Source organism: Pseudomonas gingeri (assembly GCF_013386115.1).
In the GTDB taxonomy this organism is placed as follows: domain Bacteria; phylum Pseudomonadota; class Gammaproteobacteria; order Pseudomonadales; family Pseudomonadaceae; genus Aquipseudomonas; species Aquipseudomonas gingeri.
The window spans coordinates 71,888-85,981 of record NZ_JACAOR010000010.1 but is presented as its reverse complement, the minus strand read 5'-3'; the positions used below and the strand labels follow the sequence as shown (position 1 = coordinate 85,981).

The 14,094-nt window shown below is 56.6% G+C and carries 15 protein-coding genes; 11 read left to right on the top strand and 4 right to left on the bottom strand.

The genetic code is table 11. The annotated features are described in order from the left end of the window. Positions 1-57: 57 nt before the first annotated feature. From HX881_RS19300 to HX881_RS32820, 5 genes are all read left to right on the top strand, one after another. Complete coding sequence (locus tag HX881_RS19300) at positions 58-1,374, top strand: MFS transporter (RefSeq protein ID WP_246356532.1); 1,317 nt, start codon at positions 58-60, stop codon at positions 1,372-1,374. A gap of 120 nt (positions 1,375-1,494) precedes the next feature. After that, entirely contained in the window at positions 1,495-2,274 is a 780-nt protein-coding gene (locus HX881_RS19295) for an IclR family transcriptional regulator (RefSeq protein WP_177086017.1), read from the top strand. Between the two features lie 537 nt (positions 2,275-2,811). Next, the gene (locus HX881_RS19290) at positions 2,812-3,084 is read left to right on the top strand and encodes a CopG family ribbon-helix-helix protein (RefSeq protein WP_177086426.1); all 273 of its coding nucleotides are present in this window, start codon (positions 2,812-2,814) and stop codon (positions 3,082-3,084) included. Beyond that, positions 3,072-3,365, top strand: coding sequence for a type II toxin-antitoxin system RelE/ParE family toxin (locus HX881_RS19285; RefSeq protein ID WP_177086015.1), 294 nt, complete (start codon positions 3,072-3,074; stop codon positions 3,363-3,365). The genes HX881_RS19290 and HX881_RS19285 overlap by 13 nt, the downstream gene beginning before the upstream one ends. 197 nt (positions 3,366-3,562) lie before the next feature. Next, a complete protein-coding gene (locus tag HX881_RS32820) occupies positions 3,563-3,823 on the top strand; it encodes a hypothetical protein (protein ID WP_246356531.1) in 261 nt (86 codons plus the stop codon). A 92-nt stretch (positions 3,824-3,915) separates the two neighbouring features. Here the strand turns inward: HX881_RS32820 and HX881_RS19280 are convergent, their stop codons facing one another. Then, complete coding sequence (locus HX881_RS19280; protein ID WP_177086424.1) at positions 3,916-4,803, bottom strand: LysR family transcriptional regulator; 888 nt, start codon at positions 4,801-4,803, stop codon at positions 3,916-3,918. 136 nt (positions 4,804-4,939) lie between these two features. Here HX881_RS19280 and HX881_RS19275 point away from each other — a divergent pair, with 136 nt between their 5' ends. Beyond that, complete coding sequence (locus HX881_RS19275; RefSeq protein WP_177086013.1) at positions 4,940-5,686, top strand: SDR family oxidoreductase; 747 nt, start codon at positions 4,940-4,942, stop codon at positions 5,684-5,686. 189 nt (positions 5,687-5,875) lie between these two features. Here HX881_RS19275 and HX881_RS19265 read toward each other — a convergent pair whose 3' ends face one another. The 3 genes from HX881_RS19265 to HX881_RS19255 are packed head-to-tail and all read right to left on the bottom strand — an operon-like array spanning position 5,876 to position 8,658. Further along, the gene (locus HX881_RS19265) at positions 5,876-6,874 is read right to left on the bottom strand and encodes an NAD(P)H-quinone oxidoreductase (protein WP_177086011.1); all 999 of its coding nucleotides are present in this window, start codon (positions 6,872-6,874) and stop codon (positions 5,876-5,878) included. Positions 6,875-6,876: 2 nt separating this feature from the next. Further along, complete coding sequence (locus HX881_RS19260; RefSeq protein ID WP_177086009.1) at positions 6,877-7,209, bottom strand: carboxymuconolactone decarboxylase family protein; 333 nt, start codon at positions 7,207-7,209, stop codon at positions 6,877-6,879. Between the two features lie 12 nt (positions 7,210-7,221). After that, the gene (locus HX881_RS19255) at positions 7,222-8,658 is read right to left on the bottom strand and encodes an NAD-dependent succinate-semialdehyde dehydrogenase (RefSeq protein WP_177086007.1); all 1,437 of its coding nucleotides are present in this window, start codon (positions 8,656-8,658) and stop codon (positions 7,222-7,224) included. A 307-nt stretch (positions 8,659-8,965) separates the two neighbouring features. On the opposite strand from HX881_RS19255, the gene HX881_RS19250 reads away from it, so the two are divergent. From HX881_RS19250 to HX881_RS19230, 5 genes are all read left to right on the top strand, one after another. Further along, positions 8,966-9,892, top strand: coding sequence for a LysR family transcriptional regulator (locus tag HX881_RS19250; RefSeq protein ID WP_017129150.1), 927 nt, complete (start codon positions 8,966-8,968; stop codon positions 9,890-9,892). 343 nt (positions 9,893-10,235) lie between these two features. Beyond that, complete coding sequence (locus HX881_RS19245; RefSeq protein ID WP_103033127.1) at positions 10,236-11,159, top strand: dihydrodipicolinate synthase family protein; 924 nt, start codon at positions 10,236-10,238, stop codon at positions 11,157-11,159. Positions 11,160-11,219: 60 nt separating this feature from the next. Then, positions 11,220-12,329 carry an ABC transporter ATP-binding protein gene (locus HX881_RS19240; protein ID WP_042936850.1) on the top strand — a complete coding sequence of 370 codons (1,110 nt, stop codon included), beginning with the start codon at positions 11,220-11,222 and terminating at the stop codon, positions 12,327-12,329. Further along, positions 12,330-13,211 carry an ABC transporter permease gene (locus tag HX881_RS19235; protein WP_212810994.1) on the top strand — a complete coding sequence of 294 codons (882 nt, stop codon included), beginning with the start codon at positions 12,330-12,332 and terminating at the stop codon, positions 13,209-13,211. A gap of 5 nt (positions 13,212-13,216) precedes the next feature. Then, entirely contained in the window at positions 13,217-14,005 is a 789-nt protein-coding gene (locus tag HX881_RS19230) for an ABC transporter permease (protein ID WP_042936943.1), read from the top strand. The last annotated feature ends 89 nt before the right edge of the window (positions 14,006-14,094 follow it).

The window sequence follows — 14,094 nt, the reverse complement described above, 5'->3', positions numbered from 1 at the left end:
CGCTGACGGACATTCCCGCCGTCAGCCTTATAAAAATAAATGCTGAGGAAGCCCGTCATGACCATCGTCACGACACCCCCGCACAGCAGCGACATTAGCAGCGTGCGGTCTCTGGATGCCGAGCAGACCCGCGTCCTGCATAAGGCCGCCTGGCGCTTGATCCCCTTGCTCGCGCTGGCGTATTTCTTCAATTACCTGGACCGTACCAGCGTCGGTTACGCCGCGTTGCAGATGACCGAGCAACTGGGCCTGACCGCCACGCAGTTTGGCCTGGGAGCGGGCATCATGTTCTTCGGCTACTGCCTGTGCGAAGTGCCGAGCAACCTGGCGATGTACCGTTTCGGCGCCCGTTTGTGGATGGCGCGGATCATGATCACCTGGGGCCTGGCCGCGGCCGCCACCGCGATGATCGTCGGGCCGTACAGCTTCTATATCGTGCGCCTGATCCTCGGCATCGCCGAAGCCGGCTTCTTTCCCGGCGTGATCTTCTTCCTCACCCTGTGGTTCCCGGCCCAGTACCGCACGCGGGTGCTGGCCTGGTTTACCGTGGCCACGCCGATCTCGTTTCTGGTGGGCGGGCCGCTGTCGATCTGGCTGTTGCAGATGCACGGCTTGCTCGGGCTTGCGGGCTGGCAGTGGATGTTTCTTATCGAGGGGGTACCAGCGTGCATCCTCGGCCTGATCACCTTGAAGGTGCTGAGCAACCACCCGGCCGAGGCCAAATGGCTGACCGCCGAAGAGCGCGATGTGCTGACCGGCATGCTGGCTGAAGAACGGACAAAAGGGCAGCACAGCCACGGCTTCAAGGTCGCGCTAAAAGACCCGCGCGTGTGGATTCTCAGCTCGATCACTTTCAGCTTCACCCTGGGCTCTTATGGCATCGGCATTTGGTTACCGCAGATGCTCAAGGCCCACGGCGTCGAAGTCAGCATGATCGGCTGGGTTGCAGCCATTCCGTACTTCTTCGCCACCGTAGCATTGCTGATATGGGCCAAACATGTGGACCGTACCGGCAAAGGCATTTTCAACCTGACCGTGGCCATGCTGCTGGCAGGCTTTGCGTTAATCCTGGCGCTGCGAATGGATGCACTGATTCCCGCACTGGCAGGGATCACTTTGGCGCTGATCGGCACAATCGCTGGTAAGACCATTTTCTACACCCTGCCGGGCAAGTTTCTGCGCGGGCAAGCCGCAGCGGGTGGAATCGCACTGATCAATTCCATTGGCGCTTTTGGCGGATTCGTCGGGCCGTACCTGATGGGCTTTTTGAAGGATTACACCGGCTCGTTCACCGCTGGGCTGATGGTCATGGGCTGCATCATGTTCATCGCCGCAGGAATGGTGGTGTTGCTTCGTTTTTTCCTACGCGAGTAGTGAGCAGCGGCTGCACTTTTTTCAGAAGGGATCGGGCGGCTCTGATATTGTCTTGCGGGTTGGCGGGGTGGTTCGTGAATCATCTCCCACCTGCGAGCGACGAATCGATAATGAGTGTCTATGACTACCGAATCTGAAAAAAACATTTCCGACCCGGCCGCCAATGTTGAAGGCGGGGTGGCGGCCGTCGACCGCGCATTTGCCATTTTGTCAGCCTTCAATATCGAGCAGGACTGTCTGACCCTGGCCGAAATCGCGCGGCGGACGGGGTTGTACAAAAGCACAATCCTGCGCCTGATCGCCTCACTGGAAAAAGCCGGGTTCGTCCGTCGCCTGACCGATGGTCGTTACTCGGTCGGCCCTGAGCCTCTGCGTTTGTCGCAGCTGTACCAGACCTCGTTCCGACTGCGCGACGTGATTCATCCGTTGCTGGAGTCGATCACCGAAGAAAGCGGCGAAACATCTTCTTTTTATGTGCTGGAGAACGGCAGTCGCGTCGTATTGTTTCGGGTCGAGCCCAAGCGTGCGGTGCGGGTGTCGGTGTTAGAGGGCGCACGCTTTCCGTTGCAGGCCGGGGCATCAGGCAAGATCCTTCGGGCATTCTCCCGTGATGCAGAGCCTGCGTTGGCTGAGGTCCGCGAGCGCTTCTGGGCCTCTTCCTTCGGCGAGCGGGACCCTGAGACCACCGCCGTGTCAGTGCCGGTGTTTGCCATGGGCCATGAGTTGAAAGGGGCGCTGACCTTATCCGGCCCATCCGAGCGTCTGTTGAAAGAGCATGTCGAACATGCTGCGACGATCCTGCTGAGAAACGCAGCCATCGCCAGCAATGCGTTAGGCGGTAGCGACCGAGAGCTACGTGCGGCTCTGACACTACTGTGCGAATCGATGACACACCGTTAACCGGCGAGCGACCGCTTTTGGCTGTGCCCGTGCGTAAAAGGGGGGTAGGCCATTATCCTTATCTCCTCAGACGGGTTAAGGAACTGCCATCCACCGTTGCGACACGGACAAAGGGTGGCAGACTGTACGAGGGTCGCAAACCGGCGTCTGAGGAAACCGGCCAGACCGAAGCCTGCCCCGCACGGTTCGCCATAGAGATACGCTAGCCGAACGCTAAAAGCGCCAGCTAGAGAACTATGACGCGAAACCGCGCCTCAGACACACATCAGATTGCGACACCCGGCCACAGGATTGACTGTGGCGCGACTAGGCTAGCGGCAGGATTGAGTTCGCTTCGCGGTGATAGGCGCCAAGCCGGCATTGGTGCATTCCGAGAAAAACTTAACGTCGTGTCCGGGATCAGTTGTAGTGGCCAAAGTGACCATCCGTCAGGCTACAGCTTGCAAGCCCATTCAAGGCATTCCGCTGAATAGACAGGTTTCATAGTGCTTGTTACCTTATTCAAAGGTAATACCTATGAATATCGGAGAGGCCAGCATGGCGACGTCGATCAAAATCGATGAGGACTTGAAGCACCGCATCCAGCTGTTGGCGGGCGCCCGGCAACGTTCGGCTCACTGGATCATGCGTGAAGCCCTCTCTCAGTATGTAGAGCGTGAAGAGGCCCGCGAAAGCTTCAAGCAAGAGGCGCTCGCTTCATGGAGGGCCTACCAGGAGACGGGCCAGCATTTGACCGGGGCCGAGACCCGTGAGTGGTTGAAAACCTGGGGGACTGAGGAAGAGTCGGAGCTTCCCAAGTGCCACGACTGATTGTCACCGCGGGTGCTGGTGAAGGGCTGGAGCGTTGCCGTCGTTTCCTGTTGGAGAAAGACCCGCAGGTCGCGCGCAGGGCGGCTCAAACCATTGAGCAGCAACTGACTCGCCTGGAAACCGACCCCAACATCGGTCGACCTTTTGATGAATTGCCTGAGTTGCGAGAGTTGGTCATTGCCTTTGGTGACGCCGGCTATGTCGCGCTTTACCGTTTTGTTCCCCCGGAAGAAGCCGTGTACGTATTGGCGTTCCGGCATCAGCGAGAGGCAGGCTACTGACCGGCTGCCGCCGTGAACTGAAAGGCACTTGCCAGCCGCAATCCCGCTGTCCATGATCTCGCTTATCAGCAAGGTTGTTGCACGACAAAAGCGTTCGGAATCAGTGGATTGTAGCGGGGGGCGGTAGCCCGTTTCCCGCTTAGAACTGACAAAAACGCTACTCAGTCGAGTGGCGTTTCGTCAGCAAACCATTCGATATGGAACTGTTCCTGCGGGGCGTCCTGACCGGGTCGTACGCCACTCGTCAGCGTCACCTTCGCCAAGCGAATACAATCCAGGCAGCAATCTCTAACCGATGGCATCGAGAGAATCCATGGGCCTGGCAGCAAAAGCATCTCGTATGGTTTCTAAATCACCACGTTAACCAGAACGCTGAATCGACGCGCTATTACTACCTACTGACCATACGATTGCTCACCCATCGCTTAGGGAAAACATGGCAGTTTTGCGTTAAGTGAGAGTCAGCAATCGGGCAAAAGCGGAGCGTAAAGTCGTGGGAAATAAATCAGTCCCCTTTCTGCTCCCTTTCTGCTTCGGGATCAGTTGACCGCTACACATGGAATGCAGAGCTTTTTGCAAACACATCCGCCATGAAGTCCATGAAAACGATGGCTCGCTTGCGCAGCAGCCGATTCGCCAGGTAAACGACCTGGATCGGCACCTGTGGTGCTACGTAGTCCCTAAGCAGCAACTGAAGATTGCCACTTCTTAGCCCTTCCTCATAAAGCCATTGAGGGCCTTGCGCGATTCCTAATCCTGCATTGACGTACTCACGTATCGCCTCGGGTGAATTGACCCGCAGGCGACCGGAGACCGGGACATCGATGCCTTTGAACCGCCAGTTAGTACCGGTAGATAGCAGAGTGTAAACAAGGCAGTCGTGTTCCTTCAGGTCATCAGGCGAAGAGGGAGAGCCACGTTTCTCCAAGTACTCGCGGCTGGCCACACACACACGCTCGAACCATGCTAGTGGCCGGGCACGCATTGCGCTGTCCTCCAGGTGGCCAATGCGAATCGCGAGCTCGGCTCCCTCGTCGACCAGATTGACGTAGCGATCATTGATCTGGAGATCGAGCGACACTTCTGGATAGAGCTCCAGAAAGCTAGCCACATGGGGCACGATAAAGGTGTGCGCCAATGCAGTCGGGCATGCGACGCGCAGTAACCCAGACGGTGCCACGCTCCCTCTCAGAGAGGACTCTGACTCTTCTACTGACTCCAGAATACGCCGCGCATCTGCGTAGTACCGCTCACCTTCCGGTGTGAGCGTCAGCTTTCTTGTCGATCGGTGAAGCAGCCTGGTTTGCAGATGATCTTCGAGTGCGGCGACGTAACGGCTGACGTTCGGTTGTCCGAGTCCGAGATCACGTCCCGCAGATGAAAAACTGCCGGTCTCGACGGCGCGTACGAAACAGTTCATCAGTAACAACCGATCCATCACACGTCCTCTTTCATGCAGATTTTGCATGAGATGTATTCTATCTGGCTATCTTATCAGCGCCCTGGCATGAATACATAGTTGCTCTCAGAAGGTCAGTCGTCCGACTGGTCGTCACAACTGAGAGGAAATCTACATGTCCCGTTTACAAGGCAAGCGTACGCTTATCACTGGTGGTACCAGTGGCATTGGTCTGGAGACCGCAAAGCAATTCCTCGCAGAAGGCGCTCGGGTGATCGTCACGGGTGTCAATCCTGAGTCCATTGCAAACGCCCAAGCTGTCTTTGGCAGCGAGGTTCTGGTGTTGCGAGCCGACTCCGCCAGTGTCACAGCCCAGAAGGAGCTGGCCCATGCTGTTCAGTCTCATTACGGGCAGCTCGACGTTGCCTTCCTCAATGCCGGCGTATCCGTCTGGATGCCAATCGAAGACTGGAACGAGGAGATGTTTGACCGCTCCTTTGACATCAATGTCAAAGGCCCTTACTTCCTCCTGCAAGCACTGCTGCCGGTCTTCTCCAACCCTGCTTCGGTGGTTCTTAACACCTCGGTCAGTGCGCACCTGGGCGCCGCGCGTTCATCCATTTATGCCGCAACAAAGGCTGCCTTCCTGAACATGTCGAAAACGCTCTCTAGCGAGCTTCTACCGCGGGGTGTTCGAGTAAATGCGGTCTGCCCTGGTCCGATCGACACGCCGCTGTACGACAAGGCGGGTATCCCCGATGCCTACCGCGAGCAGGTCAACAAAGATATTGTTGCGACCATCCCATTTGGCCGTTTTGGCACGCCTGAAGAAGTAGCCAAGGCGGTGCTGTACCTCGCGTCGGACGAGTCTCGTTGGACGGTGGGAACGGAAATTATTGTTGATGGTGGTCGCTCGCTTTAACGAGATAGGCACGCCTTCGAGTCTGTACATCCCGCTTCCTGCCCGGAAGCGGGAGTTGTCGAAATAACAGTAGGTATTCACAAACTGGAGCGATTCGAGCTTGAAAAATCGGACGGCGATGACTTCGCTGGTACGAAGCTCAGCATGGTGGATATAGCCGTTGCTCCAGTTTTTCGCTACTTCGACATACTAGGATTCGAACCCAGTCATCGTCAGGATGATTTTCCCAACGTTTTCGGACGACTCCATTCGGCGATGGGCATCGGCAGCCCGTGACAGCGGGAAAGTGCTGTCAACGACCGGCTCCAGGCTTCCAGCGCCATCAAAGCGATCAAGCCAATGCTCGCGAAAGCGCCTGATCATGTCGTGCTTCTCTGGTTGTGTACGGGACTTCATGACAGTACCGATGATTTGCAAGTGACGGTAAAGGATATGCTCCAGTTCTACGCTCACCTTACCGCCTCCGCCCAAAATACCGACCTGAATAAGCCGGCCTCCCTTGGCAAGAGATGCGATATTGCGTGAAAAGTAGGGTTCGCCAACGAAATCAATGACGACATCGACACCTCGACCGTTGGTTTTGTCTGCGATCACCTCGGCAAAATCCTGCGTCTTGTAGTCAATGGCGATATCTGCTCCTAAATGCTCCACGCGTGCCAGCTTGCTGCCTTCGGTTGTCGCATACACCGTGGCCCCTGTGGCGTAGGCCAACTGTACGGCAGCAGATCCCACGCCTCCAGCTGCGGCGTGGATCAATACCGAGTCGCCGGACTTGAGCCGAGCCAGGTGCATCATTGCTTCATGGGCAGTGACAAAGACTTCGGGAATCGCCGCTGCGCGTACATAGTCCAACTGCGCAGGGATATGCATGGCCATGCGGTAGTCGATGCGTGCAAGCTCGGCATAGGCCCCCCCTCCGACAACGCCCATCACTCGATCGCCGACCTCGAAACCCGTGACCAAATCACCTTTGGCAATCACTTCACCGGCGATCTCCAGGCCGATGATGAGTGAATCACCAAAGTTAGGGTGACCATAGCCGCCGGTGCGGTGGGTCAGATCCGCACGGTTCACACCAGCGGCATGGACTCGTACCAGCAAGTCAGCCGGGCGTACTTCGGGATTGGGAGCATCTGCCAGTTCCAGCACGTCCGGCGCGCCGAACTCTCTAATGTTGATGGCTTTCATGATCAGTTTTTCTCGGTTTCGGTGAACGTGGCATTGGCGATAGCGGATGCCGTAATGGCGCCTGGAAAGCCTACGTAGAACGCCAGGTGGGTGATCGCGGCGGCGATTTCGTCATGGGTCAGCCCATTGCTCACGGCCCGCCGCAGATGCGCGGGCAACTCTTCCGAGTGACCACCGGCAATCAATGCGGCCACTGTGATCAGGCTGCGGTCGCGCGGGGACAATGCCGGATCGCTCCAGATCTGCGGGTACAGCGTCGAATCGACGAAGTGCGACAGCTTTGGTGTAAACGCCCGCGCCGCTTCACGAGGGCTGCTGAAATTGATATTGGACATGACGATGTCTCCTCAAACCTGGCTGATGAATTTGTGGGTGAGGTAGTGCTCGATGCCTTCAACGCCACCTTCTGAACCGTGACCGCTTTCTTTCATGCCGCCGAAGGGAAGTTCTGTGGCGACGATGCGGTATTGGTTGATACCGATCATCCCGGCCTCTAACCCGTCAGCGACGTCGATGGCGGTTCGAGCGCTAGAAGTGAACGCATAGGCTGAAAGCCCGTAGGGCAGGCGATTAGCCTCCTTCAAACCATCAGCCAAGTGATCGAATGGCATCAGCACGGCGATAGGCCCGAAGGGTTCTTCATGCATGACTCGGGCGTTCATAGGCACGTCCGCCAACACGGTGGGCTCAAAAAAGTAGCCGCTGCATTCCAGGCGCTTACCACCGGCCAATACGCGCGCACCCTTGGCGACAGCATCAGCCACCAACTCTTCCATCTTGGCCAGTTGCCTTGGATTGGCGAGCGGCCCAACCTGGATGCCGGGCGTCAAGCCATCGCCCATTTTCAACACGAGGGTGGCTGCCACGAAGTGATCAACAAACCGGTTATAGACGCTACGTTGAATCAGGAAGCGCGTGGACGAGATGCAGACCTGGCCCGTCCCGCGAAACCGGTTGGCAACACCTTCGACGGCTGCTTTTTCTATTTCCGCGTCATCGAATACCAGCACCGGCCCGTGTCCTCCCAATTCAAGGGTAATGGGCTTGACACCCTCGGCGGCGCGGGCTGATAGCAGCCGACCGATGGGTACCGAACCCGTAAAGGTCACCTTGCGGATGATGGAGGAAGCGATCAGGTGGCTAGAAACCTGATCCGGTACGCCGAACACTACCTGCAACACGCCTTTAGGCAATCCTGCATCGTCGAGAGCACGCGCCAGAGCCAGTGCTGTAGAGGGGCTTTCTTCCCCTGGCTTGAGTATGACACTGCAACCTGCAGCCAACGCCGCCGAGAGCTTGCGTGCGGGAGTAATGGCAGGGAAATTCCACGGCGTGAACGCAGCGACAGGGCCGATGGCCTGGCGTTTTACCATTTGCAGTACGCCGGGACGGTTGGCTGGGACTACACGACCATCGATACGGCGTGCGCTTTCGGCAAACCACTCGAAGTATTCAGCCGCACGCGTCACTTCATCCATGCTTTCCCCAAGCGGTTTGCCTTCTTCAAGCGTCATTTGCTCGGCAATGTGTGGTGCCCGTTCCAGGATGAGATCCGCAGCGCGTTTGAGAATTTTTGCGCGCTGGTCTGGTACGGTTTGGCGCCATTGTTCAAAGCTCAGTTGAGCCACTTCGAGTGCATGATCGAGGTCGACTGCGGTGGCGAGTGGAACGCGCCCTATCTCACGTGCGGTTGCGGGGTTGACGACGGCGGCGGTTGCGCGCCCTTCGGCACTGATCCATTCACCACCGATAAAAAGATAAAGGGGGTCGTAAGATGTGTTCATGGGGTTGCCCTTCGGTTGGTTTATCAAAAATTCGTACAAAACTCGGCGCCTGGGTTGCCGGGACTGTCCAGGCGCCCTGTGTAACCGAGTCTATGGAGTACGAGCCGTTTGATTTAGCCGGCCAGGAGGGAATCATTGTTGTGTCTGGAGGTAATATCGAGCCCAGGCAGGAGCGTGTAGCATCTGCAAATACGAGCCACGTTACGTGGCAACGGTAATCTGGCTCGAAGTTGAAGGCTTTAATGTTTTTTGGGGGCGCACTTCGGCAGTGAAGAACGCTTGGAATCAGATCGACAGGTAGATTTGGATGGATAAGCTTACGAACATGTCCGTGTACGTAAAAGTTGTCGAGATGGGTAGTTTTACGGCTGTGGCTAACCATCTGGACTCTACGGTCGGCAATGTCTCGCGTGCGGTGTCCGCGCTTGAAAACGTACTCGACACCCGCCTGTTGCAGCGGTCTACCCGTCGTCTTTCGGTGACAGATGCTGGCCGGCGCTTCTACGAGCGCTGTACCAAAATTCTGGCGGATCTTGAGAATGCAGAAGCCGAAGCGAGCAACGCCGCTTTGCGGCCCAGGGGAACCTTGCGGGTGCATTGTGTGCCTGGGCTAGCGCGGCAATTGGTCACCGGTGCCGTGCTGGAGTACCGTAAGGAATTCCCCGATGTCACCGTGGACTTAATGCTTTCTCAGCGAATGCCTAACCTCCTGGAAGACCAACTGGACGTCTCGATTCTGATTGCCCGAACACTGCCGGATTCAGCGTATGTCAGCCAAAAGATCGGCGTTAGCCATTGTGTGCTGGTTGCGTCTCCAGAGTATCTGGAGCTAAACGCCGCCCCGATGACGCCAGAAGATCTCAATGATCATCAGTGTTTGCTGTTGGGCACCGTCGATTATGTGCGGGATGAGTGGCAATTGAAGAGCAAGACCGGGGATGCCACATTTGCCCCCAAGGGCCCGAGTTTCAGCGTCAATGATATGGACGCGATGGCGGTTGCCGTTCGAGAGGGCGCAGGCATAGGTTTGCTGGCCGGTTTTTCAGCCATCGAGGACTTGCGTTCAGGCAGGCTCGTCCGTGTTTTGCCCGAGTATCATACATACGAGCGCAACGTTTATGCCGTCTACACATCACGCCAGTTTATCGATGCAAAAATTACTCGCTTCATCGATACGTTAAAAAGTCGAGTAGGTACTGAGCTAATGATTACCGCTCAGGAACTCATTGCTTAAAGGATGCTGATTAAGCCTTGAGTGGGGGGGTAGGTGCAGAATCAGTGAAGTTTGAATGATACCGAGCATAAAGTGCACCGCAAAAACAAATGCCAAAGTTTCAAGCGTTTAAGGTGTTTTTGCGCCTCAGTATAAAAAATCTGACACTGTCTTTGACCCGCACCCAGTGCAAAGCCGCACCCGCATCACCCGACCTTGCCGCAAGCGCCTGCTGAAACGCCGCTCCACCCGGGGATAGCCAACGGTTATCGGCGGGGGCGTACTTCTCATTACTCGCCCCGCATGAAGTGCAGTATTTTCAACTCATCCGGTTTCGCGGTGTTAAGTGGAAGAGGTTTTTGCGATGCAAACGACTGGGCCGTACTCGGGGCTGTTTCCTGTTGCCCCAACGCCATTCAGCGATGCCGGCGAGCTCGATTTCGAGGGGCAGGGGCGGGTGCTTGACTGCATGATCGACCAGGGCGTGGATGGCATCTGTGTCCTGGCCAACTACTCGGAGCAGTTTCTGCTCTCGGATGAAGAACGGCGGCAACTGACCGAGTTCTGCCTGGCGCACGTCAAGGGGCGGGTGCCGGTGATGGTCACCTGCAGCCACTTCAGTACCCAGGTCGCCAGCCAGCGTGCGCGTCACGCGGCGGAGCACGGGGCGGCGCTGATCATGCTGATGCCGCCCTATCACGGCGCGGGCATCAAGCTGGAGCCGCGCTTGATCCGCGAGCACTTCGAGCGTGTCGCAGAAGCGTGCCAGCTGCCGATCATGATCCAGGACGCGCCGCTGAGCGGCGTGACGCTCTCCACGGCTTTCCTGGCGGAAGTGGCTCGTACCCTGCCGCTGGTGCGTTACTTCAAGATCGAAGTCCCCGGCACCGCCGCCAAGCTGCGCGAGCTGATCACGCTGGGCGGCAGCAGCATCGTGGGGCCTTTCAACGGTGAAGAGGCGATCACCCTGATGGCCGATCTGGATGCCGGCGCGCGTGGGGTCATGGCCAGCGCAATGATTCCGGACCTGATCCGTCCGGTGATGAGCGCCCATGCAGAAGGCCGTCGCCAGGACGCGATCCAGGCTTATGAGCGGATTCTGCCGTTGATCAACTATGAGAACCGCCAGTGCGGATTGCGTGCGGCCAAGACGGTGATGAAAGAGGGCGGTGTGATCCGCTCCGACAGCGTTCGCCATCCCCTGGAAGCGCTGCATCCGCAGACACGTGAGGGCCTGCTTGAACTGGCCAGGGCGGCCAATCCGATTGCCCTGCGATGGGGTAAGTAAGTCGGTAAGGTGGGTGAGGTGAGTTGGTATTTGTCTAAGGCTAGGGTGAGAACAAGAAAAATGACTGTTTTAGCTAATCCTGTTTTGTCCACCGTCACATCGGACTTGATTCGTCTTGTTGGTGTAACGAAGTCATACGGTAGCATCAATGTATTAAAACCCGTTGACCTGGACATCAAGGACGGTGAGTTTCTTACTATCCTTGGCCCGTCCGGGTCCGGTAAAACCACCATTCTACGAATGATTGGCGGATTCACGGCGCCTACATCCGGTCAGATTCTCCTGCGGGGAACCGACATTGTAAGCCTGCCGATATTCAAAAGACCGTTCAATACGGTATTTCAGGATTACGCGCTTTTTCCCCATATGACCGTGGCGAGCAACGTGGGATATGGTCTACGTATCCGACGCATGCCTGCCGATCAGATCAAGGCCAAGGTCAGGGCCGTACTTGAGACCGTCAATCTGGCGGACAAGGCGGATCGATACCCTGCCGCGCTCTCCGGCGGCCAGCGGCAACGTGTGGCGCTGGCAAGGGCCATCGTCTGTGAGCCGCAAGTGGTCTTGCTCGACGAACCCCTCGCGGCACTTGACGCCGAGTTGCGTCGATCGATGCAGGAGTTTCTCAAGGATCTGCAGCGCAGAATCCGGACAACATTCGTATTCATCACTCATGATCAGGAAGAGGCGATTTCGATGTCGGATCGTATCGCGGTCATGGACCATGGCAATCTTGTTCAAGTTGGAACGCCCAAGGAAATCTACTACAGGCCGAAAAGCGAGTTTGTAGCAAAGTTCTTTGGGGAAAATAATTTACTTCCCACGATCACGGATTCCCAAGGTGGCGCATCCATGATTGAGAGTCCCTTGGGCAGGCACGTGTCGCCAGGGCCCAAGGGCAAGGGTTTTCAACTGGCGATCCGGCCTGAAAGTTTCAGCCTGCATGATGGGAGCGAGTGCAAGCCGGATCAGCAGGTCACGACGGCAAAGCTTGAGGGTGTGACATTCCTGGGACCTACCACGCAGTTATCGCTTTCACTGGGAGCGGCGGCGCACCGAATCAAAGTGCGCATACCGACCGCACTGTGGACGAACAATCTCGGCGTTGGCGCAGAGGTCTCGCTGCGCTGGTCGGAATCCGATATCAGCTTCGTGCCGAGAGAATCCTAGATGACAGCCCTGATCCTGAATATGGAAGCCGCCAACCCGAATCGGCTACAGCTCGCCAAGATCATGGTAAAGCTGGTTATCTACGGCGTGCCAACGGTGATGGTTCTGGTCCCGCTGGTGTCCTTCCTGGCCTACAGCTTTCTGGAGCAGAAAGGCGGTGTCCTTACCGGCAGCCTGACCCTGGCCAACTACGCGGGCTTTTTTGCAGGTAGTTATCTCAAGGTCTTTCTGGGCACGCTGAAGCTGGCATTTTTCGTTGCGTTTGTCGCCCTGGTTTTTGGCTATATCATTTCGTACCTGATCTGGCGTCTGGAAGGCTCGGCCCGTTACCTGCTGCTTTTGTTCAGTGCACTGCCATTGGTTATGAATTACGTCGTAAAGATTTACGCGATGCGCAGTATTCTCGGCTACAACGGCTTCTTGAATTCGGTTTTGTTGTCCCTGGGAATCATTGATGTGCCCAGTCGGCTTTTTATATTCAACCAGACAGCCGTGATGATTGCGATGGCGGTCATCTATCTGCCATTTGGCATATTGCCGATATTCCTCGCGCTAGACCGTATTCCACCCTCGTTGATTGCGGCCGCGGCTGATCTTGGGGCCAAGCCTGGCCGGATCTTCATGACGGTCATTCTTCCGCTCAGCCTGCCCGGATCGATTGCCGGGGCGCTATTTGTGATGGTCATTGCCCTGGGCGATTACCTTACTCCGCAAATGGTAGGGGGGAGCGAGGGGTTCACTTTCGGTCGCGCCATCTGGAGTCAGTTCGGCATGGCATTCAACTGGCCGTTCGGTGCGGCACTCGCAGTCGTGCTGCTTGTAGCCGTCATAGCCATCATCGGGCTTGCGTCCCTGATTTCCCGCGCGGGGAGAGTAAAATGACACCCATGGAACGTATCACCGTTGCTGTACTGTGGATCATGGGGGTTTTCGCGTTCGCCGTGCTTTATGCGCCGGCAGCGATAGTGGTCACACTCTCGTTCTTCAGTGTCAAGGATCACCAGGTTGATTGGTCTGATTTCAGTTTGCAGTGGTATGGCAAGTTTTCCGAGAATTCCCAGTTGCTGGAATCGCTCGGGAACTCACTGCTTGTCGGTGCCTGTGCTGTAGTCATCGCGACAATTATTTCGCTGGCCCTTGCGTATTACATGAAGACCGGGGCGCGCAAAGGGCAGAAATATATCGAGTTTGTAATATTCCTGCCGTTCGTGCTGCCTGCGATCATCACCGGTATTTCGTTGTTGGTGGCTTTTCGGGAAGTTGGCCTGGAACGCAGTCTGGTGACCGTCACCATCGGGCACGTCGTGCTGATTCTGGCGGTGATCTATCGGATGATCATGATCCGCCTGGATACACTTGAAAGTTCGCAGATTGAAGGCTCGCTCGATCTTGGCGCGAATGGCTTCGAGACCTTTATCTATATTGTTTTCCCGCAGCTGCGATCAGCGCTGGTGACCAGTTCCTTGCTGGCGTTTGCCCTTTCTTTCGACGAAACGCTGGTGACGTTCTTCCTGGTCGGCGGGGATAGCACACTGCCAATGCGCTTATGGGCAATGATGCGAACCGGTTTCACCCCCGAAATCAACGCGCTGGTCTCGGTGGTGCTCTGTGTGACGCTGGTATTTGCAACGCTAGGCGCGATATCCCTGCGCCAGAGTATCGAGCGCAAGGCATGAGGAGAGAAGAGGGCGTCAACTCAAAAATAAAACCATGATAAATGGACGTGGGGAACTTTGGAAAATTGCTTCGCGACTGCCGTTCTTGT

What these genes read in the sequence shown, in the direction of transcription:
- HX881_RS19300 (WP_246356532.1), top strand. Translation starts at nt 58, where the DNA reads ATGACCATCGTCACGACACCCCCGCACAGCAGCGACATTAGCAGCGTG.
- HX881_RS19295 (WP_177086017.1), top strand. Translation starts at nt 1,495, where the DNA reads ATGACTACCGAATCTGAAAAAAACATTTCCGACCCGGCCGCCAATGTT.
- HX881_RS19290 (WP_177086426.1), top strand. Translation starts at nt 2,812, where the DNA reads ATGGCGACGTCGATCAAAATCGATGAGGACTTGAAGCACCGCATCCAG.
- HX881_RS32820 (WP_246356531.1), top strand. Translation starts at nt 3,563, where the DNA reads ATGGAACTGTTCCTGCGGGGCGTCCTGACCGGGTCGTACGCCACTCGT.
- HX881_RS19280 (WP_177086424.1), bottom strand. Translation starts at nt 4,803, where the DNA reads ATGGATCGGTTGTTACTGATGAACTGTTTCGTACGCGCCGTCGAGACC.
- HX881_RS19275 (WP_177086013.1), top strand. Translation starts at nt 4,940, where the DNA reads ATGTCCCGTTTACAAGGCAAGCGTACGCTTATCACTGGTGGTACCAGT.
- HX881_RS19265 (WP_177086011.1), bottom strand. Translation starts at nt 6,874, where the DNA reads ATGAAAGCCATCAACATTAGAGAGTTCGGCGCGCCGGACGTGCTGGAA.
- HX881_RS19260 (WP_177086009.1), bottom strand. Translation starts at nt 7,209, where the DNA reads ATGTCCAATATCAATTTCAGCAGCCCTCGTGAAGCGGCGCGGGCGTTT.
- HX881_RS19255 (WP_177086007.1), bottom strand. Translation starts at nt 8,658, where the DNA reads ATGAACACATCTTACGACCCCCTTTATCTTTTTATCGGTGGTGAATGG.
- HX881_RS19250 (WP_017129150.1), top strand. Translation starts at nt 8,966, where the DNA reads ATGGATAAGCTTACGAACATGTCCGTGTACGTAAAAGTTGTCGAGATG.
- HX881_RS19245 (WP_103033127.1), top strand. Translation starts at nt 10,236, where the DNA reads ATGCAAACGACTGGGCCGTACTCGGGGCTGTTTCCTGTTGCCCCAACG.
- HX881_RS19240 (WP_042936850.1), top strand. Translation starts at nt 11,220, where the DNA reads ATGACTGTTTTAGCTAATCCTGTTTTGTCCACCGTCACATCGGACTTG.
- HX881_RS19235 (WP_212810994.1), top strand. Translation starts at nt 12,330, where the DNA reads ATGACAGCCCTGATCCTGAATATGGAAGCCGCCAACCCGAATCGGCTA.
- HX881_RS19230 (WP_042936943.1), top strand. Translation starts at nt 13,217, where the DNA reads ATGGAACGTATCACCGTTGCTGTACTGTGGATCATGGGGGTTTTCGCG.